Source organism: Kocuria subflava (assembly GCF_012163155.1).
Taxonomy (GTDB): domain Bacteria; phylum Actinomycetota; class Actinomycetes; order Actinomycetales; family Micrococcaceae; genus Kocuria; species Kocuria subflava.
Genome location: NZ_JAAVUN010000015.1, coordinates 31,329 through 57,315, shown reverse-complemented (window position 1 = coordinate 57,315; position 25,987 = coordinate 31,329). Strand labels below are relative to the sequence as shown.

20 protein-coding genes are annotated in these 25,987 nt (G+C 64.4%); 13 read left to right on the top strand and 7 right to left on the bottom strand.

Annotation, left to right across the window (positions count from 1 at the left end; all coding sequences use genetic code 11):
- Positions 1-32: 32 nt before the first annotated feature.
- From GTW58_RS08800 to GTW58_RS08785, 4 genes are read right to left on the bottom strand one after another with little or no spacing between them, the layout of a single operon-like run.
- A complete protein-coding gene (locus tag GTW58_RS08800; protein ID WP_047689521.1) occupies positions 33-788 on the bottom strand; it encodes an iron ABC transporter ATP-binding protein in 756 nt (251 codons plus the stop codon).
- A complete protein-coding gene (locus tag GTW58_RS08795; RefSeq protein WP_047689519.1) occupies positions 785-1,846 on the bottom strand; it encodes an iron chelate uptake ABC transporter family permease subunit in 1,062 nt (353 codons plus the stop codon). The genes GTW58_RS08800 and GTW58_RS08795 overlap by 4 nt, the downstream gene beginning before the upstream one ends.
- 13 nt (positions 1,847-1,859) lie before the next feature.
- On the bottom strand, positions 1,860-2,867 hold the full coding sequence (locus GTW58_RS08790) for an ABC transporter permease (protein ID WP_119932989.1): 1,008 nt from the start codon (positions 2,865-2,867) through the stop codon (positions 1,860-1,862).
- Positions 2,868-2,874: 7 nt separating this feature from the next.
- Entirely contained in the window at positions 2,875-3,855 is a 981-nt protein-coding gene (locus GTW58_RS08785; protein WP_119932988.1) for a siderophore ABC transporter substrate-binding protein, read from the bottom strand.
- 506 nt (positions 3,856-4,361) lie between these two features.
- Between GTW58_RS08785 and groES the strand changes: the two genes are divergently transcribed.
- From groES to GTW58_RS08740, 9 genes are all read left to right on the top strand, one after another.
- Entirely contained in the window at positions 4,362-4,658 is a 297-nt protein-coding gene (gene groES, locus GTW58_RS08780; RefSeq protein WP_047689510.1) for a co-chaperone GroES, read from the top strand.
- A gap of 5 nt (positions 4,659-4,663) precedes the next feature.
- Positions 4,664-6,265 (top strand): chaperonin GroEL, encoded by a 1,602-nt coding sequence (groL, locus tag GTW58_RS08775; RefSeq protein ID WP_119932987.1) that lies wholly within the window; start codon positions 4,664-4,666, stop codon positions 6,263-6,265.
- 166 nt (positions 6,266-6,431) lie between these two features.
- Complete coding sequence (locus tag GTW58_RS08770) at positions 6,432-8,669, top strand: acyltransferase family protein (RefSeq protein ID WP_232818037.1); 2,238 nt, start codon at positions 6,432-6,434, stop codon at positions 8,667-8,669.
- A 42-nt stretch (positions 8,670-8,711) separates the two neighbouring features.
- On the top strand, positions 8,712-10,271 hold the full coding sequence (gene guaB, locus GTW58_RS08765; protein ID WP_119932986.1) for an IMP dehydrogenase: 1,560 nt from the start codon (positions 8,712-8,714) through the stop codon (positions 10,269-10,271).
- A gap of 77 nt (positions 10,272-10,348) precedes the next feature.
- Positions 10,349-11,470 carry a GuaB3 family IMP dehydrogenase-related protein gene (locus GTW58_RS08760; protein ID WP_119932985.1) on the top strand — a complete coding sequence of 374 codons (1,122 nt, stop codon included), beginning with the start codon at positions 10,349-10,351 and terminating at the stop codon, positions 11,468-11,470.
- Between the two features lie 53 nt (positions 11,471-11,523).
- A complete protein-coding gene (locus tag GTW58_RS08755) occupies positions 11,524-12,489 on the top strand; it encodes an SURF1 family protein (protein ID WP_119932984.1) in 966 nt (321 codons plus the stop codon).
- A gap of 9 nt (positions 12,490-12,498) precedes the next feature.
- The gene (locus GTW58_RS08750; RefSeq protein ID WP_119932983.1) at positions 12,499-13,101 is read left to right on the top strand and encodes a DUF3817 domain-containing protein; all 603 of its coding nucleotides are present in this window, start codon (positions 12,499-12,501) and stop codon (positions 13,099-13,101) included.
- Between the two features lie 33 nt (positions 13,102-13,134).
- Positions 13,135-14,778 carry a glutamine-hydrolyzing GMP synthase gene (gene guaA, locus GTW58_RS08745; RefSeq protein WP_119932982.1) on the top strand — a complete coding sequence of 548 codons (1,644 nt, stop codon included), beginning with the start codon at positions 13,135-13,137 and terminating at the stop codon, positions 14,776-14,778.
- A 55-nt stretch (positions 14,779-14,833) separates the two neighbouring features.
- Entirely contained in the window at positions 14,834-18,961 is a 4,128-nt protein-coding gene (locus GTW58_RS08740; protein WP_189587270.1) for a hypothetical protein, read from the top strand.
- A 213-nt stretch (positions 18,962-19,174) separates the two neighbouring features.
- Here GTW58_RS08740 and GTW58_RS08735 read toward each other — a convergent pair whose 3' ends face one another.
- The 3 genes from GTW58_RS08735 to GTW58_RS08725 all read right to left on the bottom strand — a co-directional run bounded on the left by GTW58_RS08735 (position 19,175) and on the right by GTW58_RS08725 (position 21,265).
- Positions 19,175-20,014: an SAF domain-containing protein gene (locus GTW58_RS08735; RefSeq protein WP_081993958.1), complete on the bottom strand. Its 840-nt coding sequence runs from the start codon at positions 20,012-20,014 to the stop codon at positions 19,175-19,177.
- A 113-nt stretch (positions 20,015-20,127) separates the two neighbouring features.
- Complete coding sequence (locus GTW58_RS08730) at positions 20,128-20,547, bottom strand: FmdB family zinc ribbon protein (RefSeq protein ID WP_119932980.1); 420 nt, start codon at positions 20,545-20,547, stop codon at positions 20,128-20,130.
- 94 nt (positions 20,548-20,641) lie between these two features.
- Positions 20,642-21,265, bottom strand: a complete 624-nt coding sequence (locus tag GTW58_RS08725) for a 5-formyltetrahydrofolate cyclo-ligase (protein WP_156125460.1) — start codon at positions 21,263-21,265, stop codon at positions 20,642-20,644.
- Positions 21,266-21,482: 217 nt separating this feature from the next.
- Between GTW58_RS08725 and galU the strand changes: the two genes are divergently transcribed.
- From galU to GTW58_RS08705, 4 genes are all read left to right on the top strand, one after another.
- Positions 21,483-22,397, top strand: a complete 915-nt coding sequence (galU, locus tag GTW58_RS08720; RefSeq protein ID WP_047690767.1) for a UTP--glucose-1-phosphate uridylyltransferase GalU — start codon at positions 21,483-21,485, stop codon at positions 22,395-22,397.
- 20 nt (positions 22,398-22,417) lie between these two features.
- Positions 22,418-23,026 carry a GNAT family N-acetyltransferase gene (locus GTW58_RS08715; protein ID WP_255349597.1) on the top strand — a complete coding sequence of 203 codons (609 nt, stop codon included), beginning with the start codon at positions 22,418-22,420 and terminating at the stop codon, positions 23,024-23,026.
- 288 nt (positions 23,027-23,314) lie between these two features.
- The gene (locus GTW58_RS08710) at positions 23,315-24,121 is read left to right on the top strand and encodes a hypothetical protein (protein ID WP_119932979.1); all 807 of its coding nucleotides are present in this window, start codon (positions 23,315-23,317) and stop codon (positions 24,119-24,121) included.
- 20 nt (positions 24,122-24,141) lie between these two features.
- Entirely contained in the window at positions 24,142-25,977 is a 1,836-nt protein-coding gene (locus tag GTW58_RS08705; protein WP_119932978.1) for a CYTH and CHAD domain-containing protein, read from the top strand.
- The last annotated feature ends 10 nt before the right edge of the window (positions 25,978-25,987 follow it).

Genomic DNA, 25,987 nt, shown 5'->3' with positions numbered 1-25,987 from the left:
TACCTGCCCGGGAACGGGCCTGAGAGACGGGTTCAGTAGAAGCAGGCCAACCGACCGCGCGGACCGTTGATGCACTGGACCGGGGTCTCAAACACCCGGCTGAGCAGATCATCAGACATGATCTCCTCCGGGGTTCCGAACTCGGCTATTTGACCGTCCTTGACCGCACAGATGCGGTCCGCGTAGTGGCAGGCAAAGTTGATGTCGTGCAGCACGATGATGATGGTGCGCCCCAATTCCCTGGCCGCTTGGTGAAGGTGTTGCATCATCTGCACGGAGTGGCGCATGTCCAGGTTGTTCAGAGGCTCGTCCAGGAGCACGTAATCCGTTTCCTGGCACAGCACCATGGCCACGTAGGCGCGCTGGCGCTGACCGCCGGAGAGCTGGTCCAGGTACCGGTCCTCCAACCCGCCCAGGTCCAGGAAGTCGATGTAGCGGGAGATGATCTCCTCGTCCAGCAGCGTCAGGCGACCCTTGGAGTAGGGGAAGCGGCCGAATCCCACCAACTGGCGCACGGTCAACCGGGTCACGTAGTGGTTCTCCTGGCGCAGGATGGAGACGATCTTGGCCAGGTCCTTGGACTTGGTGGTGGACACATCCAGCCCACCCACTTCAATCGCACCGCGGTCCACGCCCAGCAGCCGGCCGATCATGGTCAGCAGCGTGGACTTCCCGGCACCGTTGGGTCCCACCAAGGCCGTGATGCCTCCGGCGGGAAGTTGGAGGTTGACCGGGCCGATCGAAACCTCACTGTTGTAGCTCTTGGCAACGTCCGTCAGGGTGATCACAAGCGTCCCTTTCGCAGGATGACGTACAGGAAGACCGATCCGCCCACTAACTCGATGATGATGCCCACCACACCTTGGGCGTAGAACACGTGGTTCATCACAAAGTAGGCGCCGGTGAGCACCACAAAGCCGGTGAAGAAGGCCATGGGGAACACGAATCGGTGGTCGTAGGTGTCGGCGAACTGGTAGGCCAATGTGGCCACCAGGAAGCCCAGGAAAGTCATGGGACCCACCAAAGCGGTGGAGATGGCCATCAGGATGGAGACCAGAAACAGCACCTTGATGGTTTCAAACCGGTGGTTCAGGCCCAGATTGACGGTGGAATCCCGGCCCAGGGACACCAGGTTCAGGCGCCGGGCGTTGAACCACAGGGCCGCCCCGGCCACCAGGCACAGGGGGATGGCGATCGGCAGGTAACCGGCCTCTGCATTGGTCACGGAGCCAAAGAGCCGGGCGGAGAGCAGATCGAACTCGCTGGGGGAGAGCAGGCGCTGCATGAACGTGGACACGGAGCCCAGCCCGCCGCCGATGATGATGCCCACCAGCAACATCACCTGCATGTTGCCGTACTTCCCGGAGAGCAACCAGCCGTAGAGCAGCAACGCGAAGGTCACCATCACGCTGATCTGGAACAAGAACTGGGGAGTTCCGCTGAAGGCAATCAGCCCGGCGGCCCCCAGCAGGTACACCGTGGAGGTCTGGATGGCCACGTAGAGGGACTCAAAACCCATGATGGACGGGGTGATGATCCGGTTGTTGGTGACGGTCTGGAAGCTGACTGTGGCCATGGCCTGGCAGAAGGCCACCACAGCCATGATGATCACGTTGGTGGTCCGCATCTCCGCGATCCGCCAGAATCCGGAGCTGCCGTACGGTGCGGGGTTGTTCCAGGCCAGCAGCCCGAAGCCGAAGGCCGCCGAGGCCACCACCATCACCAACAGGATGGTGAAGTACCGGCGCTTGGCGGCGGACGTGGGGAAGGCGCTGGCGCCGTGGCGCACCTGCGTCACCCGGGGTGTTCTGAGTGCCGTGCCGGGTCGTCTGATCTTCTTCTGCATCACTGCCCCCGGCCTAAGCACGACGCCTCTGACGCAGCAGCAGGAAGATGAACACCACGGCCCCCACGATTCCCAGGATCACGGAGACCGGGACCTCGAACGGCATGATGATGGTCCTCGCGATCAAGTCGCAGACAGTCACGATCGCAATGCCGAGCAGGCACACCCACGGCAGGTTGGAGCGCAGATCGTCCCCTCGGAACATGGACACGATGTTCGGCACGATCAGCCCCAGGAACGGCAGATTCCCGACGACGACCGTCACCACCCCTGTGGCCACGGCAATCAATCCGGTGCCCAGCAACATGATCCGGTTGTAGTTCAGCCCCACGTTGGTGGCGACGTCCTCACCCAGACCCGCCACGGTGAGCCGATCCGCCACCAAGAACACGGCCACTGCAATCAGGGCCACGATCCACAGCAACTCGTACTGGCCACGCAGCACGGAGGTGAAGGAGCCTGCAAACCACACCCCCAGGTTCTGCAGGGTGTCCGTCTGCAAGGCGATGAACGTGGAGATCGAGCCCACCACGGCTCCCAGCATGATGCCGACGATCGGCACGATCAGGGAGGACCGCAGGGAGACTCGGCGCAGGAATAGGAAAAACACCATGGTGCCGATGAAGGCTGCGATCACGGCCCCGGTCATCCGACCGATGATGGAGGCGGTGGGGAAAATGATCATGACCGTCAGCAGGCCCAGTCCGGCCCACTCGGTGGTCCCCGTGGTGGTGGGTTCCACAAACCGGTTCTGGGTCAGCAACTGCATGACCAGACCGGACATGGCCATGGCTGCACCTGCCAAGACCAACGCGATGGTCCGGGGGATGCGGGTGATGGCGAACATCTGACCGCCGTCCCCTGCGCCGAAGACGTCGTAGACGCCAGTGGTGAGGGACAGCATCAGAAGTCCTGCCACACCCACAACGCCGAGCAGCAGCTTCCAGTCGAACAACCTCCCCTTGAATCGATGCTCGGGGCGGGTTGCCGTGGTGGAAACTGCTGCTCGTGGTGGTGTCATGGGTGAATCAGCTCTTGTTCTCCATGGCATCGGCCAGGGCGTTGAAGAACTCGGTGTAGGTCTGGATGCCCTCGTTGGTGTAGGTGTCGCTGGGCATGTAGACCACGTTGCCCTCCTGGACGGCGGAGACGTTGCTCAAGGCCTCGGAGCCCTGGATCACCTGTTCGGCAGGCGTGTAGACCTCATCCGCGCTGACTGCGGCATCCCGGTCCATCACCAGGATCCAGTCCGGGTTGGCATCGGCAATGGCTTCCACGGAGATGTCATCACCCTGGTGGTCGTCACTGGCGCCTTCGATCTCCAGAGCGGGGGTCAACCCCAGAATCTCGAAGACCGGGCCCAGGGTCCGGCCCACACCGGGTGCGATGTAGCCGATTTCGCCACCTGAGACGTTGACGGCCATGACCGTCTCACCCTCCTGGTAGGCGTTCTTGACGCGTTCAATGGCGTCATCCAGATCCTGGTTGATCTGGTCGGCCTCATCTTCATTGTCAAAGATTTCGCCCAAGGTGGAGGTCTGACGCTTCAGTTCCTCATCAAAGGGCTCGCCGTCACGGGGATCCAGCTCCACCAGGGTGGCGTCCGGGGTCAGCTGCTGGAAGTCGTCGTAATAGTCGGCAAAGCGCTGGCCGTTGATGATCAAGTCAGGGTCGGCCGCCACCACGGCTTCCAGATCGGGTTCGCGGTGGTTGCCCAGATCAATGACGTCTGCGTTCTTCGTGTAGGAAACGGTGTCCGGCATGATCGGCTTGGGGGCGGCAGCCAGCTCAACATTCCATGTGTCCAGCGTTTCGAAAACGCGGTTGTCCGTGGCCACCACGGTTGCGGGCGGAACCTCCACGGACTGGGTGCCGTGGTTGTCCTCAACTTCAACGGTGGTGGTCTCACCGTTGGATTCCTGGTTGCCGTCTGAGGTGGCGCCGCAAGCGGACAGGGCCAGAGCCAGAGCACCGGAGAGAGCCACCCAGCGGGTGCGTGGGGAGAGCATGGAGATCCCTTCTGCGTGAACCGGTTGAGACGCACGTGAAGGCCAGGTGAAAGGTGGCGTTCACGGACACAACCGGTGGATGTGGTGCGCGCGATGACATAGGGAAGGCTAGCCTAAGTTGATGAGTCAGATCGCATGTGAGACAAATTAAGACATACATATGTTCGCTAATTCTGGTGTCTTGGTCATGTGGATGGATCCTCCCGCTTCAGGATTCCGCTCACAGCTACCCCCCTGGCACTCGCCTTGACCGACTGCTAGGGGCCTCTTACAGTGAGCGTTGGCACTCTCCCTGGGAGGGTGCTAATGGGATTCGGGCCGATCGGCACCGCGACGACGATTGGCACCCCCGCAGGTCAACATCCACGTCAAGATCCCCGCGGCATCGCCGTCGAACCTGGTTCGGTGGCTGCCTTGCCCGGGGAGCAGCAGCTTGTGTGGATGGGACATGACAAGCACAAAAACTCAACTGGGACTCACACTCGAGTCCAAGAAAAGGAGACATCGTGTCGATCTCCATCAAGCCGCTCGAAGACCGCATTGTTGTCCAGGTCGTTGAGGCCGAGCAGACCACCGCTTCCGGTCTGGTCATCCCGGACACCGCCAAGGAGAAGCCCCAGGAGGGCAAGGTCCTGGCTGTTGGCCCCGGCCGTTTCGACGAGTCCGGCAACCGCCTTCCCATGGACGTCAAGGAAGGCGACGTCGTGATCTTCTCCAAGTACGGCGGAACCGAGGTCAAGTACGGCGGTCAGGAGTACCTGGTGCTGCCGGCTCGCGACGTCCTCGCCGTCGTCGAGAAGTGATCTGAATGCCCAAGCAGCTCATTTTCAACGAAGACGCACGCAATCATCTGAAGGCAGGCGTCGACAAGCTGGCTGACACCGTCAAGGTGACCTTGGGCCCGCGCGGCCGCAACGTGGTGCTCGACAAGCAGTGGGGCGCCCCTGTCATCACCAACGACGGCGTGACCATCGCGCGTGAGGTCGAACTCGATGACCCTTACGAGAACCTGGGTGCACAGCTGGCCAAGGAAGTCGCCACCAAGACCAACGACGTCGCAGGTGATGGCACCACCACCGCCACGGTGTTGGCCCAGGCCCTGGTGAACGAGGGTCTGCGCAACGTGGCCGCCGGTGCGGCTCCCGCTCAGATCAAGAAGGGCATCGAGGCTGCCGTTGAGGCCGTCTCCCAGCGTCTGCTGGATGACGCCCGCCCCGTCGAGGGGGAGCAGACCGCCAAGGTTGCTGCCATCTCCTCCCAGTCGGAGGAGATCGGTGAGTTGATCGCCCGTGCCTTCTCCGTGGTGGGCAAGGACGGTGTGATCACCATCGAGGACGGCTCGGGTACCGAGATCGAACTCGACGTCACCGAGGGCATGCAGTTCGACAAGGGTTACCTGTCGCCGTCGTTCGTCAAAGACGCCGAGCGCCAGGAAGCCGTGATGTCTGACGGCTACATCCTGCTCTACCAGGGCAAGATCTCCTCCGCTGCCGACATCATGCCGGTGCTGGAGAAGGTCCTGCAGGCCAAGAAGCCGCTGACCATCATTGCCGAGGACGTCGAGGGTGAAGCCCTGTCCACTCTGGTGGTCAACAAGCTGCGCGGCAACCTGGATGTTGTGGCCCTCAAGGCACCGGGCTTCGGGGACCGCCGCAAGGCGATCCTGGAAGACCTGGCAGCCTTGACCGGCGGCACGGTGGTGACCTCCGAGCTGGGAATCACCCTGGAGCAGGTCACCCTGGATCAGCTGGGCACCGCCCGCACGGTCACGGTCACCAAGAACGAGACCACGATCGTGGACGGCGGCGGCTCAGCGGATGCCATCCAGGACCGCGTGGCCCAGATCCGTGCCCAGGCCGAGCGAACCGACTCCGAATGGGACCGGGAGAAGTTGCAGGAGCGGCTGGCCCGCCTTTCCGGTGGCGTGTCCGTGATCAAGGTCGGTGCAGCCACGGAGGTCGAGGCCAAGGAGCGCAAGCACCGGATCGAGGACGCCGTGTCCTCCACCCGTGCCGCACTTGAGCAGGGCATCGTCTCCGGCGGTGGCTCCGCCCTGGTGCACGCCTCCAAGGTGCTGGATCAGGATGACCTGGGTCTGACCGGGGATGCCCTGGTGGCCGTGGACATCGTGCGCCGCGCACTGCGTGAACCCCTGCGGTGGATCGCTGCCAACGCGGGGCAGGACGGCTACGTCGTCGTCTCCCACGTTGCTGAGATGCAGCCAGGCCACGGGTACGACGCCAAGGCCGGTGAGTACACCGATCTGCTGGCAGCCGGGATCATCGACCCCGTCAAGGTGACCCGTTCGGCCCTGCAGAACGCAGCCTCCATTGCAGCGCTGGTGTTGACCACGGAAACGTTGGTCACGGACAAGCCTGCAGAGAAGGATGCGCACGGTCACCAGCACTGAGGTGGTTGCCCAACCAGCTGTGACCGGCGGATGAACGCCGCATGACGTGATGAGCCTCGCCTCCCCGATGACGGGGAGGCGAGGCTTTTCGCTGATAAGTTCATGCCCCGGGTGGTCCCGGGGAGAGTGGCCACCCGGAAGACGTCACACAGTGATCGAGGAATCCATGGGTGAACAAGCGGTGCCGTGGGGACAAACTCCTGCAGCAGGACGCATGGGGCACGGGACTGCAGCTGGGCACGGGACAGGAACTGGGCGCGGTGCAAAGGCTCAGGGCCAGGGGACAGTCGGCCTGGACCCCGCCTCCGTGGACCGCGTGGCTCGCTACTCCGGCTTCCGACCGGAAATCCAGGGCCTGCGTGCCGTGGCCGTGTTCATGGTGGTCTTCTACCACATCTTCTTGGGCCGGGTTTCCGGTGGCGTGGACATCTTCCTGCTGATCTCCGCGTTCTTCATGACCCTGTCCTTTGTGCGCAAGCTCGAGGGTGGACGCCCTCTGCAACTGGGGCGCTACTGGTTGCACACGTTCAAGCGGCTGCTTCCGCTGGCGGTCATCACCGTGTTGGGAACCTTGGTGCTCACGGCCATCTTCTTCCCGCCGTCGCGCTACCAAGAGGTGCTTGACCAGTCCGTTGCCACGGTGACCTACACCCAGAACTGGGAACTGGCCTTCACCCAGGTGGACTACTACGCTGCGGACCGCTCCACGGCCAGCCCGCTGCAGCACTTCTGGTCCTTGTCCGTTCAAGGTCAGGTGTTCCTGCTGTGGCCCTTGATCTTTGGTCTGAGCTGGTTGATCGTCAAGCGCACCCGGTTGAAGGTGGTGCCGGTTCTGGCCACGGCCTTCAGCCTGGTGTTCGTCTCCTCCCTGGTGTTCTCCATGATCACCACGACCTCCCAGCAGGAGTTCGCCTACTTTGACACCCGAACCCGCCTGTGGGAGTTCGCCCTGGGCTCCCTGCTGGCCCTGGCCATCCCGTTCCTGAACCCGCCGCAGTGGTTGCGCGTGGTGCTGGGGTGGGCCGGATTCATCTCCATGATCCTGGTGGGTCTTGTGGTGGACGTCCAAGGTGCGTTCCCCGGGTGGATCGCACTGTGGCCGCTGCTGTCTGCCGCCGCAATCATGGTTGCCGGGCAGTCCAATTCTCCGCTCGGCCTGGACCGGATCTTTGCCTCCCGTGCCTTGGTGAAACTCGGGGATGCCTCCTATGCCCTCTACCTGGTGCACTGGCCGCTGTTGATCACCTACCTGGTGGTGCGGGACCGGACACAGGCGGGACCGATCTCCGGCGTCGTGCTGATTCTGATGTCCTTGGGTCTGGCCATTGCGGCCACCAAGTTCATTGAGCGTCCGTTGAAGAAGTGGAAGTGGCCTGAACTCACCAAGCCCCGCATGGCCGGTGCCGTGGCGGTGTGCCTGGCTGTGGGGCTTGCCCCGGTGCTTGCGTGGCAGGGCGCGATTGACAACCAGGTGGAGAACGCGGCCATGGGTCCCACGGTGGACAACCCCGGCGCCTACGTCCTCCAGCCAGGTTTTGAGTTCACGGGCAACGCGGGTGCGCCTGCGCTGCCGCTGCCCGGGCAGCTGGATCGCCAATCACCCAATCGTGGCCCCTCCTGCCCGGATGACTGGAACATCCCGGAGGTTTCACAGGAGCAGTGCACCAACGCCACCCCGGAGATCCAGAATCCTGACCGGACGATCCTGTTGATCGGCAACTCCCACACCGAACACTGGTTGGATGCCCTGCGTCCGTTGGCGGAGGCCGACAACTGGCGAGTGGTCACCTACATCGGCCCCGGGTGTTTCATCACCAGTGACCAGGACCAGGCCTTTGAGAACTGCATCCCGTGGCTGGATGGTGTGGACCCGTTGATTGATGCCGTTGATCCGGATCTGATGGTCACCACCTCCACCTTCACCAACTCCCAGGTGGAGTACGACCGTGCCGGGTTTGTGGATCGGATGCAGCGCTACACGGATGAGGGGCACCGGATTCTGGGCATTCGAGACATTCCCCGGTTTGACGACTGGTTGATCGAATGTGCCATGGATTCCGGGGACCCCACTGACCCCGAGTGCACCGGCACCCATTCCATGTTGGGCACCCCGGATCCCATGCAGGGCATGGCTGACGAGAATCCGCTGTTCTCCCAGATCGATCTGCTGGATCAGGTCTGCCCGGAGCAGCAGTGCCCGGCCTCGATCGGCAACGTCTACGTTCAGCGCGACGGTGGGCACCTGACGATTCCTTTCACCAAGTCCTTGGCTCCGGTCTTTGCCCAACGGTTCACGGAAGCCGTGGAGTCCGACGGTTTTGACGTGCCGGTACAGCCTGATCTGCCCTTGCCGCAGGATGCTGAAGACACCTTCGACCCGACCAGTGACCCCACGTACTTCTGAGCGCGGCAGGCCAGTCCGTGCCGCCCATGACAGGCGCATAGAATGGCCGCACAGTCATTGACGAAAGGTGCCGTAGTGTCCCAAACCCCCGTGCCCACTGCTTTGTCCGAGGATCCCTTTGGCTTCACGGGGCTGACCTACGACGACGTCCTGTTGCTGCCCGGCAACACCAACGTGATCCCGTCGGAGGCCTCCACCCGGTCCCGGCTGTCCAAGCGGATCGAATTGGACGTCCCGTTGCTCTCAGCAGCCATGGACACGGTGACCGAGTCCAAGATGGCGATCCAGATGGCGCGCCTGGGCGGCATGGGGGTTCTGCACCGCAACCTCTCCATCCAGGACCAGGCGGAGAACGTGGACCGGGTCAAGCGCAGTGAGTCCGGAATGATCACCGCCCCCGTCACCGTGGGACCTGAGGCCACCATTGCCGAGTTGGACCGTCTGTGCGGTTACTACCGGGTCTCCGGGCTGCCGGTGGTGGAGGACGGCAACCGCCTGGTGGGCATCATCACCAACCGGGACATCCGCTACCTGCCGGAGGCCGACTATCAAACCCGCACGGTGCGCGAGATCATGACCCCCATGCCCCTGATCACGGGGCATGTGGGCATGGACAAGGAGGAGGCCTTCAAGCTGCTGGCCTCCAACAAACTGGAGAAGCTGCCACTGGTGGATGACGCCGGGCGGTTGACCGGTCTGATCACCATCAAAGACTTCACCAAGGCCGAGCAGTACCCCAACGCCTCCAAGGACGATGAAGGCCGCCTGCGCGTGGGCGCTGCGGTTGGTTTCTACGGGGACGGTTGGGAGCGGGCCATGGCGTTGGTGGAGGCCGGCGTGGACGCCTTGTTCATCGACACCGCCAACGGCCACTCCCAGGGCGTGTTGGACATGATCGCCCGCCTCAAAGCGGAGGCTGCCGTTGACCACGTGGACGTGATCGGCGGGCAAGCGGCCACCCGCGCAGGTGCCCAGGCCCTGATCGAGGCCGGGGCGGATGCCATCAAGGTGGGTGTGGGTCCGGGCTCCATCTGCACCACCCGCGTGATCGCCGGTGTGGGTGTTCCCCAGGTGACCGCCATCAACGAATCCGCCAAGGCAGCCATCCCCGCAGGGATTCCCCTGATTGCTGACGGCGGCCTCCAGCACTCCGGTGACATCGGCAAGGCCCTGGTGGCCGGAGCCGACTCGGTGATGGTGGGGTCCCTGTTAGCCGGCACCGATGAATCCCCTGGGGATCTGATTTTTGTGCAGGGCAAGCAGTTCAAGGCCTACCGCGGCATGGGTTCCCTGGGGGCCATGCAGACCCGCGCCGGGAACACCTCCTTCTCCAAGGACCGCTACTTCCAGGCAGATGTCTCCTCTGACGAGAAACTGATCCCGGAAGGCATTGAGGGCCAGGTGCCCTACCGCGGCCCGCTGGCCTCCGTGCTGCACCAGCTGGACGGTGGCCTGCGGCAGACCATGTTCTACACCGGTGCCTCTGACATCTCTGAGCTCAAGCACAAGGGGCAGTTTGTCCGGATCACCCCGGCAGGGCTGAAGGAATCCCACCCGCATGACATCTCCATGACAGTGGAGGCCCCCAACTACCGGCGCTGAACCGCACGAGTCACATCAAGGCCCAGACCACCGGGTGCAAGCCCGTACCGAACTGATCAGGACGCAGACCATTGAACATGAATCTGGACATTGAGATCGGCCGCTCCAAGCGCGCTCGCCGGACCTTCTCCCTGGACGAGGTGGCACTGGTGCCCTCCCGGCGCACTCGGGACCCGCGTGAGGTCTCCACTGCGTGGAAGATCGACGCCTACTCCTTTGACACCCCGTTCATCGGTGCGCCCATGGACTCGGTGACCTCACCTGCCACCGCGATCGCCATGGGCAAGTTGGGTGTCCTGGGAGTGCTCAACCTGGAAGGTTTGTGGACCCGTTACGAGGACCCCCAGCCGCTGCTGGACGAGATCGCGGATCTGCCCGGCGACGACGTCTCTGCAGCCACCCGCCGCATGCAGGAGATCTACGCCGAACCCATCCAGCCCGAACTCATCACCGAACGCCTGCGGGAAATCCGTGAGGCCGGTGTGATCGTGGCCGGTGCTCTCACCCCGCAGCGCACCCAGGAGCACTACCGCACCGTGCTGGAAGCCGGCGTGGACCTGTTTGTGATCCGGGGGACCACGGTGTCTGCCGAGCACGTCTCCGAGGCCCAGGAGCCGCTGGATCTCAAGAAGTTCATCTATGACCTGGACGTTCCCGTGATCGTGGGAGGTGCCGCCGGGTACACCCCTGCACTGCACCTGATGCGCACCGGTGCAGCCGGTGTCCTGGTGGGCCTGGGTGGCGGAGCCGCTGCCCGTACCGAGCACGTCCTGGGCATCCACGCCGCCGGTGCCTCCGCGATTTCCGACGTCGCTGCCGCCCGCCGGGACTATCTGGATGAATCCGGTGGCCGATACGTCCACGTGATTGCCGACGGCGGTTTGGGCACCTCCGGTTCGATCGTCAAGGCGCTGGCCATGGGCGCTGATTCCGTCATGCTGGGCACCGCCCTGGCACGGGCGGAAGAGGCTCCGGGGCAGGGCTACCACTGGGGTGCTGAGGCCCACCACGCGGAGCTACCGCGCGGGGCCCGGACCCACGTGGGGTCCGTGGCACCGCTGGAACAGTTGTTGCGTGGGCCCTCCTACCACGTGGACGGGACCTCCAACCTGGTGGGCTCACTACGTGGTGCCATGGCCACCACCGGGTACACCGATCTGAAGTCCTTCCAGCGTTCGGAGGTCGTGGTCCGCGGCTGAGCCGCCCGGATCTGGATTGGATGACTCCCGGATGCGATCACTAGACTGACACGGTGCTCCGGACAGCTCTCAGACCCAAGTCATTGATCGTTCTGGCGGTCTGTCTGAGCATCGCCACCGTTTTTGTGCTGCTCAGTCGCTGGCAGTTGAGTTCCAGCGAGGAGGGCCGCACGGTCTTCGACCCCGCCAAGGAAACGGTGCAACCGCTGGTCAACGCCATTCCTGCCGGGGAACCTGCACTGGCTTCATTCGCGGACCAAGCCGTGGAGGCCGAAGGCTCCTACCGGGAGGACTCCACAGTTCTGGTCGACGGCCGGATCCAGAACGGCCAGACCGGATGGTGGGTGGTGGATGCACTGACCGTCACGGATTCGGCCGGGCAATGGTCGGATGCGGGTCAGGACATGGTCATCCCCGTGGTGCGCGGCTGGATTTCCGAGCCGGAGGCGGCCCAGGAGATTCACGTCCCGTCAGGCGACGTCGTGGTGGTGGGGCGATTCCTGCCACCCGAGGCGCCGCTGTCCACCGAGGACCAGGACCCGGGCGTGTACCGCAGTTTGTCCCCGGCGCAACTGACCAACGTGTGGGATGCGCCCGTCTACTCCGGATTCGTCACAGCAGAAGCCGAGTCCACGGCGGCTGACGGCCCCCAGATCAACGACGACGGCACCCTGCCCCAGGACGGTGAACTGCTCAGCTCAGGACTCCAGGTGGTCCAGGTGGACCAGCAGCCCACGGACACCTCCGTGAACTGGCTGAACCTGTTCTACGCCGTGGAATGGATCGTTTTTGCAGCGTTCGCCCTGTGGATCTGGTACCGCTCCGTGGCCGATGACCACAAGCGCCAAACCGACCCCGAGGACTGGTTTGTCCTGGGCGGGGAAGAAACTCCGTACTACTGGGATGAGCAGACCGGGCGTTACTACTACTACGACCCCGTTGCGCAGGCCTACTACTTCTTTGACGACCAACAACCGGCTGAGTCCGGTGCCGGCCGCCCGGAGACGAACAGAAAGTGACACCACGCCATGACTCAGCCAACTGACCCCGCGGCTTCGCCCACCGACTCCGCTGCCGCGCGCCCACAGGAACGCACTGACGGAGTACGGGTGCCGGTGCCGGCAGGCGCTGACCCCAACAAGGCGTTGCGCCCCGGCGGCCCCGATTCGGCTGCCATTCGTACCAGACGCCGCTTTGGCGGAACCGAGTCCCAGATCCGCGGTGCGCTGTGGTTCTACATGGTCTGTGCTTGGGTCTCAGGTACGTTCCTGCTGCTGCTGGTGGCGGAGATGATCACCCGCTACGGCTTTGGGTATGACCTCATCGCCGGGGGCACCTGGGCGGCCACGGGTGAGTCGAACGTGTTGGGCATGCGCAACAACGAGTTGATGAGCATTGAGGGCGGGGTGAACATCTCCACCTGGATCCTGATCATTCACGGTTGGTTCTACGTGGTGTACCTGTTCTCCTGCTTCCGGATCTGGCTGATGATGCGTTGGCCGTTCCCGCAGCTGATCGTCATGGCGTTGGGCGGTGTGGTGCCCTTCCTGTCCTTCTTTGTGGAACGCAAGATCCACCGCACCACCACGGCAGAGCTCGCTGCCAACCCCAAGGCCGCCAAGCGCTACTGAATCGGCAGAAGTGCGGGGGCGGATTGACCTAGAATGACGGCCGTGACCTCGCACTCAACTGAACCGGCCCACCCATCCGCAGCAACTTCTCCGGACGGCCTCCAGCAGGGGCCCGTGCTCGTCGTGGACTACGGCGCCCAGTACGCCCAGCTGATTGCCCGGCGTGTCCGGGAGGCTGACGTGTATTCGGAGATCGTTCCGCACACGCTGAGCACCCAGGAGATCCTGGCCAAGAACCCCTCGGCACTGATCCTCTCCGGCGGTCCCTCCTCCGTGTGGGCCGAAGGCGCTCCACAGCGCGACGCCGCCTTGTTCCAGGCCGGTGTGCCCGTGTTCGGCATCTGCTACGGGTTTCAGGTCATGGCCCAGGCACTCGGTGGAACGGTGGCCAAGACTGGGGCACGCGAATACGGCTCCACGGACGTTGCCGTGGACGTCACGGACGGGGCCGAACCGTCGTCGATCCTGGAAGGGACTCCCGCCACCCAGGTGGCGTGGATGAGTCACGGGGATTCGGTGACTCAGGCACCCGAGGGCTTCACGGTGCTGGCCTCCACTCCCGGTGCACCCGTGGCGGCGTTCGCGGACGAGTCCCGGAAGTTGGCCGGTGTGCAGTGGCATCCGGAGGTCCGCCACTCCCAGTACGGCCAGCAGGTGCTGCGCAACTTCCTGTTCCAGATCGCTGGGCTGAAGCCCACCTGGTCCACGGAAAACATCATTGAGCGTGAAGTCACCAAGATCCGCGAGCAGGTGGGGGAGGGGCGAGCCATCTGCGGCCTCTCCGGTGGTGTGGACTCAGCCGTGGCGGCAGCACTGGTGCAGCGAGCCATCGGGGACCGCCTGACCTGTGTTCTGGTGGACCACGGTCTGATGCGCCAGGATGAGGTTGAACAGGTGGAACAGGACTACGTGGCCGCCACCGGTGTGAACCTCCACATCGCCAGGGAGGCGGACCGCTTCCTGAGTGCCTTGGCCGGTGTCACGGACCCGGAAACCAAGCGCAAGATCATTGGCCGTGAGTTCATCCGTGCCTTTGAAGCCGCTGAGGCTCAGGTGCTGCTGGATGCCAAGGCCGACGGCGCCAAGGTGGGTTACCTGGTGCAGGGAACCCTGTACCCGGACATCGTGGAATCCGGTGGTGGTGAGGGTGCTGCCACCATCAAGTCCCATCACAACGTGGGTGGTCTGCCGGAGGACCTGGAGTTCGAACTGGTGGAGCCGCTGCGCGAACTGTTCAAGGACGAGGTCCGTGAGGTGGGCCGTCAACTGGGCCTGCCGGAAACCATTGTGGGCCGGCAGCCGTTCCCGGGACCGGGACTTGGCATCCGCATCATCGGAGAGGTCACCGAACACCGCCTGTACATTCTGCGCCGGGCCGATGCCATCGCCCGCGCCGAACTGACCGCGGCCGGTCTGGACGACCAGGTGTGGCAGATGCCGGTGGTCCTGTTGGCAGACGTCCACTCGGTGGGCGTCCAGGGGGATGGCCGCACCTACGGTCACCCGATCGTGCTGCGCCCGGTCTCCAGTGAGGACGCCATGACGGCCGACTGGTCCCGTTTGCCCAGCGATCTGCTGGCCCGGATCTCCAATCGGATCACCAATGAGGTGGAGGAGATCAACCGAGTTGTGCTGGACGTGACGTCCAAGCCGCCCGGAACCATCGAATGGGAGTGACGCGGTAACCCCACCCGCCAAACGTCTCACGAGCTTGAATTCGTCAGGAGAAGCATTGTCCCCCTCGTCCACCACGCCCACCACCCAGGGCACCGTCTCTCTGCACGCCTGGACCCGTCAGATGGACGCCTACACGGGCCCGGACACGTTGCTGGACTTCAACCAGGTGGACAACGTCTGCATTGACCTCACGGAGGCCAACTCCTCCGGTCAGGCGCAGCTTCTGATGAGCCGACCCACCCGGCTGTCCACCATCCTCAGGGAACCACACGAGTTCTCCCGCGCCGCCACGGCGGCTCAGGCCTTGCGCACCAAGGTGCACGAGCTCTCCACCCAGCACGGCCTGGATGCGGCCTACCTGGCGGCGGGGACGGCGTCGTGGTTGTACCAGGGGCCCGCGGGCAAGGGGCCCAAGGGGTCGGCCGCGGGGGCGGGGCAGTTGAGCGCGGAGAAGCGGTTCATCGCACCCGTGCTTCTGGCCCCGATCACCATCAAGCCGCGTGCGGATCACGGTGACTTCGACCTCCAACTGGTGGGTCCGGCCCGGATGAACCCCGCCCTGGTACGGCGGTTGCTGGCCGATCACGATGTTGACCTCAGCACCGGTGAACTCGCCCGGTTGGCCTACGGAACCCGCCGCCTGGATCCAGCGCCCGTCCTGGAAACCTTGCGCGCGGTGGCCGCCGGGGTGCCGGGCATGCACGTTGAACACCGTCTGCTGGTCTCCACTTTTGCCGATGTGCATGATCGGCCCTCGGATGACCGCGTGCCTGCACGCACGCCGTTGGTCCGGGACCTGTCTCAGCTGAAGGAACCGGGTTCCCAGGTACCCCGGGTTCAGCCGATCCACTCCACGGCAGCCCCCCTGGACCACCGGGACCCCGACGACGAACTGCTGTTGCTGGATGCGGATTCCTCCCAGCAGGACGTGGTGGATCTGGCCACCGAGGGGCATTCTTTTGTGGTCAAGGCGGCACCGGGCACCGGGCAGATCGCCACGGCTGTGAACACCGTCGGTGCGTTGGTGGCTCGTGGACGCTCGGTGTTGGTGCTGGCCGAACGCCGCTCCACCCTGGCGGATTTCCACGGCGGGTTCGAGATGCTGGGCTTGAGCTCCACCGTGCTGAAGTTGGGATCACACCTGACCGGTGAGGACGTCGCCCAGCAGCTGATTGCCGCCATCACCCGCAATGAACGCGCCGATGAACCGGACCTTGCTGCCTTGCACGAGCAGCTGCGCTCCACCCGCGCAAAATTGGCCGGACACATGCAGTCCCTGCACTCCCACCGCACCCGGTGGGGTGCCTCCCCGTATCAGGCCATGCAGGCTCTTGCTGATCTGACCTCCCGCCCGGACGGGCCGCGCACCAAGGTCCGGTTCTCCCGTGGGGTGCTGGATGCCTCCGCCCACCGCCAGGAAATCACGCGGCAGTTGGAGCGGGCTGCCGAGCTCGGGGCTTTTGAGGCCTCCACACTGGAGGGCCCGTGGGAGGGTGCGCGCCTGATCAACGAGGACGAGACACGTCAGGCCCGCCACCTGGCGCAATCTCTGTTGTTGGAGCTCACCACGTTGGAGACCGGCATGCGCAAGGTGCTGGCCGTCTCCGATCTGCCGGCAGCGGCAACGGTACCCGAGTGGGGTCAGCAGTTGCGGCTGCTCCAGGAAGTCAGGGACTCGCTCAAGCGCTTCACGCCAGACATCTTTGACCGCCCGGTGACCGATCTGATTGCCGCCACGGCAGGGTCTTCCTGGCGCAAGGATCATGCCATCGCCATGTCCGGTCTGCAGCGTTCCCGTCTGCGCAAGGCCGCCAAGGAATACATCCGCCCCGGCGTTCACCTGCCGGACCTCCACTCGGCGTTGGTCAAGGTCCAGTCCGAACGCGACCGATGGCGTTCCTGGTCCTCCACGTTGGAACAGCCCAGCGTGTCAGAAGAGATCGATGAGATCGCAGCCGTCCATGCCCGGTTCATGCAGGACCTGGAGGGCCTGGCGGTGGCTCTGGACGGCTCGGAGACCGGCCGGGGTCTGATGGACCGGGACGCCACGGTGTTGCGTGAAGTCCTCAACGACCTGATCGACGACGAAGACAACCTGGCCACCATCCCCGAACGCATCCTTCTGCTGGAGGGGCTGCGGGACCGGGGCTTGGGTGAGTTCATTGAAAACCTCATCAAGCATCGGACGCCCAAGGACAAGGTGTCCCAGGAGTTCGACCTCGCCTGGTGGCAGTCGATCCTGGAGGCCATGATCACCGGTGACGACTTCCTGCCCATGACCGATGGCCCCTCCCTGCGGGTGGCCGAGCAGCAGTTCCGACGTGCGGACTGGGCACACATTTCCTCCGGGCCGTCCCGGTTGGAGTGGTCCCTGGCGCAACGCTGGCACACCACCGTGAGCGAGAACCCGGAAGCAGCCGGGCAGCTGCGGGACATGCTGCGGGTGGGGTCAGCCCCCCTGCACCAAGTGCTGCGAGCGTGTGAACCGCTGGTGGGCTCGCTGGTGCCGGTGTGGACGGCCAGCCCTCTGGTGCTCTCCGCGGCCCTTCCGGAGGACGTGGACGTGGATGCCGTTGTGGTCCTGGACGGTGAGTCCTCCCCGCTGGCCTCCGTGTTGCCTGCAGTCACTCGAGCCAACCAGGTGGTGGTTTTCGGTGACCCGGCCCTGGGCGTTCCCCAGCCGTTCACGGTGGCGCCCATGACTTCTGCCCAGCGCCCCGCGCCGGCGGAGATCGACTCAGCCTACGATGCCTTGGCCCGTGTGGTGCCCGAGCGGGTGCTGAGCACCATGTACCGGGACATGGACGCTGAGTTGTTCACCCAGTTGAATCAGGATTTCTACGACTCCCAACTCACTCGGATGCCCACTGCGGATGCGGTCATCGGGGGCAGGCCCATGCTCCAGGTGGAGTACGTGGAGGACGGCACGGGGGTGGAGACCGCCGGACGTGGAGGTGTTCAGTCGCCCAACGCGGAGATTCGCCGGGTGGTGCAGCTGATTCTGCGCCATGCCACTCAGACTCCCAAGCGCTCTTTGGCCGTGGTGACCCCCAGCGCCACGCATGCCAACCGAGTGGCGCAGGGACTGCGCGCCGTGTTGGCGCAACGTCCGGAGGTGGCCGAGTTCTTCAAGGCCGGCAATGAGCCTTTCCGCGTGGTGGATCTGCACCGGGCCGTGGGGCTTCAGCGTGACACCATCATCTTCAGCCTGGGATTTGGTGCCACGCAGGACGGTGTGGTCGCCCCGTATTTCGGTGAGCTCTCCGAGCGTCACGGACGGCAGAACTTTGTGCTGGGGCTGACCCGGGCGCGCCACCAGACCTTGGTGGTCTCCTCCATCCGCCCCCAGGACGTTGAACAGCACACGCTGCAACATGGAGCACGTGACTTCCACCGGCTGCTGGAGCGGCTGGAGGGGGCCGGAAACGTCCGCGAGGCCGTGGAGCTGGCTCCGTTGGTGCCGCAAGAGGACCCCGATCCGCACAACGACCCCGATCCGCACAACGACCCCGACGACGACGCTGCAGGGACCGATGGACCTGAGACCTCCTCCGGTGAGGAGACTCTCAAGCGTCCGGTGCTCTCCCTGGTGCGCGATGACGCCTCCGATGAACCCACCATCAGCCGAGAAACTCGATCGGCGGATGACTCCGAGCCTCAGTCCTCTGACACCGAAACCCCTGACGGTGCGGATGGCCCAGAGGCGCTGCAGGCCGCTGATCCGCAGCCGCGAGCTGTGGTGCACGATCCCATGGACCTGGCAGATGCTGCCGTGCACGAGGACGCCCTGGTCCAAGACCTGTCACGCCGCCTGGTGCAGCGCGGAGCCGTGGTGCGCCATCACTTCCAGGACATGATCGATCTGATCGCATGGTCCGAATCCGCCGAGTCCATGTCTGCCGGGGCGGTGGTCAGTGGGCGTCGTCGGGAAGAAGGGCAACCGCTGCGCATTCCCGTGGCCGTTGAATCGGATGGCTCCGAGCACTCCGCCCGGATGTCCGTTCGGGAGCGTGCCCGACTGCGCCCGCAAAGTTTGGAACGGGCCGGCTGGAACTACCTGACGCTGTGGACCATCGAGGTGTTCACGGACCCGGACACCGTGGCAGAGCTGATCCGGCGCTACTTGGGTTTGTCCGGGGCCCGGCAGAGCCAGTCGGCGGGATCGGAGCACAGCACCTCGTGACTCAGGGGCCACGATCCAGGCCGGCGCGCGGCACACGGCGTGCCTCCGGCGGTTCAACCTCGCCCAGATCCACCGGCAGCGGTGGTTCCGGGGATCGCGCTCCGAGCACGGGAACTGACCGGGAACCGCGGTGGGCCGGGTTGGGAGAGCAGACAACCGATCCGGAGGGCGCTCAGGACCTGGAGGCGGGAACCGATGCCCGCGATCAATGGATCAGGGCGCAGCGGCCTCCCCACTGGGGTTGAGGGCCACCAGAACGGGAACAAGCTCCTTGGTGTCACTGGCAGCGATCGCCTGAGCCGTGGGGGAGTCTGCCCCGACCACCAGAAGGTCCTGTTCCGATCCGCCTGCAGATGACAGGAATCCCGTGCTGGGTTCCACGGGGTCGGCCACCCAGAGCACGGTGACGTCACGAGCCACCACGCTGCGATTGGCGTCGGCCTCCGGGGAGCTCGAGGGGCTGGGTTCGGGCTGATCCACGGAGTTGGTGGTGGACCGGTGCACCAGGTCCACGCGTTGGCCTGGTCGAAGATGAGTAAGCGCGCCGGGGTCGGCCACCCGGACAGTCACGGCCGTGGTTCCCTCAGGCTGGCCTGCCAGCAGGTCAGGGCCCACCACACTGGCAACCGTCAGTGGCTGGCCTTCAACCACTGCGGTGGACAACGTGCGCCCCACCCAGTCCTCCACCCGATCCGAGGATGCTGGAGGACTGATCACCTCCGCTGAGCCGTCCACGGCAGAAGCCTGTGAGGTGGAGGATGTGTTCTCCGTGTTGCCTGCGGGAACCAGATCCACCGGGTACTGAGCCACCGTCAGATCACCGGATGCCAGCACCGTGCCTGCTCCCAGGGACTTGGCGGCCACCACCACGGGCACGGTGTCACGATCCCCGGGACTCAACACCAGGATGATCAGGGCTGCGGCAAGGCTCAACAGGGCTGCAGCCACCAGGCGGCGTTTGCGGGAGATGGCGGTGCGCAGCTGCAAGGCCAGGGGATACGTGGGCCGCGACTTTCGTGTTCTGCGTGATGAGGTGGTCCTTGTGGTGCGCATGTCAGCACGGTAAGGATCACCGGTTGATCACATCAGTGGGGCACCGCAATATGTGGATGCAGGTGGGCCGTTCCGCACCGGCCATGGGACTTGTGGAGTCGCCAGGGCTGGACTCAGGCGCCGGATGAACCAGACGTGCTGGTGGTCCGGGAGCCACTGGAAGAGCTGGAGGACCCCGATGACGATGACGAATCGGAGGAGCCGGAGGACCCACTGCCGCTGCCTGATCCACTGCTGCCAGAACTGCCCGAGCCGTTGGAACTGCCAGAGCCATTGGAACCACCGGAGCCATCGGACTTTGCCGAGCCATTGGAATGACCGGAGTTGCCAGACCCGCTGGAGGTGTTCTTGCCGGAGTCTCGGGAGTCATTGCGGTAGAAACCGGATCCCTTGAACACCACACCCACCGAGTTGAACTGCTTACGCACCTCACCGCCGCATTCGGGGCAGACCTTCACGGCAGGATCTGAGAAGGACTGACGCAGATCGAACTGGTGGTTACAGTCCTTGCACTTGTAGGCGTAAACGGGCACGGAGAACTCCTGGTGTGTTCTGTGGAATGGCGCGAATGGTCCCGCGCCCGGGCCTCCGGGAACACCGGAGCGGGCTGGAGGTCGGCTCAAGATTCTACGCGCTCAGATCCCGGACTCCGCGTTCGGTGAGCACCATCGGAATGCGTGCGTCCCACGGGTCAGCGGGTACTGCCCCGGTAGGCAGGACCTCCTGGTGGAACACGCAGGCCACTTGGGCCGCGGGAGGGACGCAATCGCGGTTCGCCTCAGCCAAGCCATTGAGGTCAGCCAAGAAAATGTCGTAATACCCACCACCCATCCCCAGCCGTACACCGTCGTCGTCGATGGCCATGGCAGGGACCAGAACCAGTGCGGGACGCTGCGGGGCGGGCAATGCAGGCCCAACGGGTTGCATGAGCCCGCCGGGACCGGTGGGGCGGAACCGGGTCTGAGGGGACCAGCGGACCCACAGCAGTTGCCGTTCGGGCTGGACCACGGGCAACCAGACCTGACGGGTGAGCTGAAGTTTCTCCAGGGCCGGGCGCAGGGGTGGTTCCTGTTCCGTGGGCAGGTATGCCAGGACCGGGCCCACTGGAAGCTCCTGGCACAGCTGGTCCAACCCACTGCGAAAACCGGCAGCTGCCTGGGAACGGAAGGGCTGCGTGAGGCCTTGGCGCTGCCTTCGGATGGTGCGGCGCAAGTTCTTCTTGGCTTCGTGTCGGTCAAGATGTTGGTTCATGAACAAGATCTCCCGGCTGGGTTCGTCCACAGTGTGGGTGACGTGGTGCGCTCTCACATGCGTCGCGGCTCACTCGAGTGCATGTATCGGGCTAGGTGGACGTGACTCGGTGGCCCGCTCGCACACAGTTCCCAGAGTGGTTTTGTAGGCCGTCCCGTGGTGATGGAGATTCAGCACACCCTCGGTTAAGTGGTGCATGTCAGATATTCTCAGCCCCATGACCCAAGAAAACGTGAAGCACCCCGTCCGGAAGGCCGTTCTGCCCGCTGCAGGGCTCGGCACTCGTTTCCTGCCCGCCACCAAGGCCACTCCCAAGGAGATGCTGCCCGTGGTGGACCGCCCCGCCATTCAGTACGTGGTGCAGGAAGCCGTGGACGCAGGTCTGGATGACCTGCTGGTGATCACGGGCCGCTCCAAGCGTGCTCTGGAAGACCACTTCGACCGGATCCCCTCCCTGGAGGATCAGCTGGAGGCCTCCGGCAAGACCAAGCTGCTGGAAGCTGTTCAGCATGCCTCTGACCTGGGGGATCTGCACTACCTGCGGCAAGGTGATCCCAAGGGCCTGGGCCACGCCGTGCTGCGCGCCAAGACCCACGTGGGTCAGGAGCCGTTTGCCGTCCTGCTCGGTGACGACCTGATTGACGAGAAGGAGACCCTGCTCTCCGACATGATCAAGGTGCAGGAGACCACGGGGGCCACCGTGATCGCCCTGATGGAGGTTCCGCAGGAGGCCATCAGCGCCTACGGCTGTGCCGACGTCTCCGTGGTGGAGGGCCAGGACTACGTCAAGGTCAACCGCCTGGTGGAAAAGCCCAGGCCGGAAGAGGCCCCGTCCAACCTGGCGATCATTGGCCGTTACGTGTTGCACCCGGACGTCTTTGAGGTCCTGGAGCACACCGAGCCCGGCGCCGGTGACGAGATTCAGTTGACGGATGCCCTGCAGGAACTGGCCGGCCGTGAGGGCGAAGGCGGCGGCGTGTACGGCGTCGTCTTCCGTGGCCGCCGTTATGACACCGGTGACAAGCTCTCCTACATCAAGGCGAACATCACCATTGCCTCCGAGCGTGAGGACCTGGGTCCGGAGCTGCGTGAGTGGCTGGTGGAGTTCGTGGAGGGACTCGACGCCAAGTGACCGCGGGGGCCCATTGGCCCGTGAGCTTGTCCTGGGGAGACCTGCTGCTGCGGCCCATGCGCATGAGTGACCGCGCTGAATGGGATGCAGTGCGGTGGCACAACCGGGAGTGGCTGGCACCGTGGGAAGCCTCCCAACCCGAACCGTCTGAACGACTGCCGTCGTTCAGGCGGTTCGTGCGTGATCAGAACCGTGATGCCCGCGCCGGTGGAAGTCTGCCGTGGGTCATCACGGAGCGTGACCCGCAGACCGGCCACCACGACTTGGTGGGGCAGCTGACGGTTTCCTCCATCATCCTGGGGGCATTTCGCTCCGCCTCCCTGGGCTACTGGGTGGATCATCGCCAGGCCGGACGGGGGATCACGCCCATGGCTGTGGCCATGGCAACCGACTTCTGCTTCCAGCACCGCAAACTGCACCGGATGCAGATCAACATCCGTCCGGAGAACACGGCTTCCTTGCGGGTGGTGGAGAAGCTGGGGTTCCGGGAGGAGGGCTACCACCGGAACTACCTGCACATTGCGGGGCAGTGGGCGGATCATCGAGCGTTCGCTCTGACCGCACCGGAGGTTCCGGGTGGCTTGGTGAGGAAGTTCACGGGTACGCAGACTGGCATCACGGTGCGCTGAGACCTCTGCCCAGACCTCCGTTTCGGCCCGTTTCAGGCCGCAGAGAGGGCTCGAACGGAGGTCTCGGCAGGTGGGTTCAAGAACTGACCGGACACACCTGGGATCTGGCATTACACGGGTGTGATTCTCCGATATTGTTGTACCCGATCCGGCGGCTCCAACGGCACAATTCCATGTACTGGCCAGGGGCAGCTCGTGATCCACTTCCCGCCAACGCCGAGCATTCTCTGCACAACCAGTCCCGGGTACACCTGAGCCCGTGGCTGATGACCCCCAAGGAGTCAGGATATGGCCATCAGCGCGACCAAGAAGGTGGAGACCGCCTTCGAGGGCCTGAGCATCAAGTGGGATCGCACCATCATCTTCTTGTTGGGCTGCGCTGCTCTCTTCCTGGCCATCATCACGGGAATCTTGGCACCGCTGACCGTTGCGGTGACCTGGCCGTGGCCGGTGTTCCTGGTTCTGGTGGGAGCGGGGTCCATTGCGGCCCTGCGCTACCTGGCCGTGCAGGAACGCCGCGAGCGTGCTGCTGGAGTCACGGGAGGTACCGCAACGGGCAGCGTGGCCGAAGCCTCATCAGCCACCCGTGCCACTGTTTTCAACAACGAGGAATACATGGCACAGGAGTCTGTGCGCCGCGAACAGCAAGAGCGCGCAGATCTTGACCTGCCGGAGGACCAGGCTTTCCTGGATGACCTCCGGTTTGCCGAGGACTCCGGTCAGGGCAGCTACAGCTTGCCCGCAGCCGAACAGGCTCCGCAGGAGCTGCCCGAGCAACTGACGGATGCCGACCTTGAGGTGGCAGCGCCCACCAAGGTGGCGCGGGAGATCCCCACCCATGACGAGTTGGTGGCCGCCGCGCGTCAGGTGGCAGCCCAGTCCGCCAACCGGACGTGGGAGCCCACTCTGGTTCCCAAGCCCACCTATGCCCGCACGGCCGTGGCTCACCGTGAGGCACCCAAGGCTCTGGAAGTTCCCCAGGCCCCTGTTGCTGATCGCGGCCAGAGCCTGAAGGATGCTGCCAAGGCACCCGAGCCTGCTGCCAAGACCCCAGGCATCAATGTGGACGACGTCCTGAACCGTCGCCGCGCCTGATCCCCACCCAAAGGATTCTCATGACCCCGAACGTGCAGTTGGAGGTCGAGCGCAAGTACGAAGTGCCGGCCGGTGCGGAACTGGACTGGAGCACACTTCCTGTCCTCACTGTGGAGCCGGAGCAGGTACCGCGTGATCTCCACGCCGTCTACTTTGACACCCCGGGCAACCGCTTGGCGGCCTTCGGCATTGTTCTGCGACGCCGCAAGGGTGGGCCGGATGCCGGTTGGCACCTGAAGTACCGGGATCAGATGGGCAAGCACGAACTTCACGTGCCCATGCTGAAGACCTCTGACCGTCTGCCTGCGCAGATGAAGCAGTATGTTGCCGGGTTGTTGGCCGGGCAGGAGCTGGAGCCCCTGGCCACGGTGGTCAACAACCGTCAGGTGCTCAATGTGCAGCACCCGGATTTTGGCCACGTGGCAGAGATCTGCATTGACGACGTCGTGGCCACGGACGAGCGCGCCGGTCTCAAGCGTTCCTGGTCCGAGTACGAGGTCGAGCTGGTCAACGGCAGCGGTGCAGACGGTACCGCTGTGTTCGAGGAGCTGGAAACCGCGCTGTTCGCCGGCGGTCTCAAGCCCTCCGCCTCTGCGGCCAAGATCGCCCGTGCGATGGGTGCCGACGACGACGCTGCCGCGGTGACTGTCACGGATCTGAACGGCGATCCCGTGGGCGGATCCAAGGACGAGTCCAAGGCCGACAAGAAGAAGTCCAAGCAGAAAGCCGACGCCAAGAAAAAGGACGAGTCCAAGAAGAAGGGCAAGTCCAAGGGCGAGGACAAAGGCAAGTTCAACGACAAGGGTGCAACCCCTGCACAGGAGACCCCCGTAGACCCTGCTGCGGTGGAGCCGGAGCAGGTGGCCCCAGAGTCCGCTGAGGACCAGGTGTGGGTTCTGGTCAACACCTCCGTGGCGGGATTGCTCTACGCCGATTTCCTGCTGCGTATTGGCGATCCGGAGGGTGTGCACGCGGTGCGTGTGGCTACCCGCCGCCTGATTGCCGTGATCGAGGGAGTGGGCCAGGAACTGGCCGGTGAATCACACCCGGAGCTCTCAGAGCAGTTGGCTGCCTTCAGTGACCAGCTCTCTGCTGCCCGGGATGCTGAGGTTGTGGTGGAACTGTTGCCGCAGCGTGCTGCCCTGGTGGGGGAGCAGGTCAGCAGTGCGGGTCTGGGGCAGCTCAATGCCTTGGCACAGTCCAACCGTGAGTCCACGCGAGCCGCGGCTGTCCGTCACCTCAACAGCAAGGCGCACATGCAGCTGCTGGCTGACCTTGCTACCTGGGCCGAGGGCATCGAATTGAATCCCAAGGCCCGGGAGATTTCCACCAAGAAGCTGGCCACGCGGGCCGTCAAGCGGTGGAGCCGGGCAGTGGCAGAAGCGGACCAGACCCTGCCCAGCTCGCAGGACGCCGCGCAGGAGACTGCTGCCGTGACGCAGGAGGACCCCGCAGGAGAGGACAACCAGGCGGAGCACCCCGAGATCGAGCTGCCGGATGCCCAGATCAAGATCTCCCAGGCGGTGGATCTGGTGCACGCGCACCGCAAGGCCCTGCGCAATCTGCGCTACGGGCTGGATGGGTTGGCTGTCACCACCGGGTTGGTTCCCAAGAAGTCCTGGCGGGGTCTGCTGGACAACGCCGGGCAGATCCAGGCGGAGCTGTCACAGATGATGGATTCGGCCGTGATGGATGACTGGTTCGCCTTTGCCGCGCGCTCGCTGATCCGCACCGGCGGGGACCGCTACGTCGTGGGTCTGCTGCACGGACACGAACGTGCCCGGGTCCAGGATTACGAACGGCGTGCGCCCGAGCTGATTGACAGGCTACTGTCGGAAACGTCACCTGACGCTTGATCAACCACAC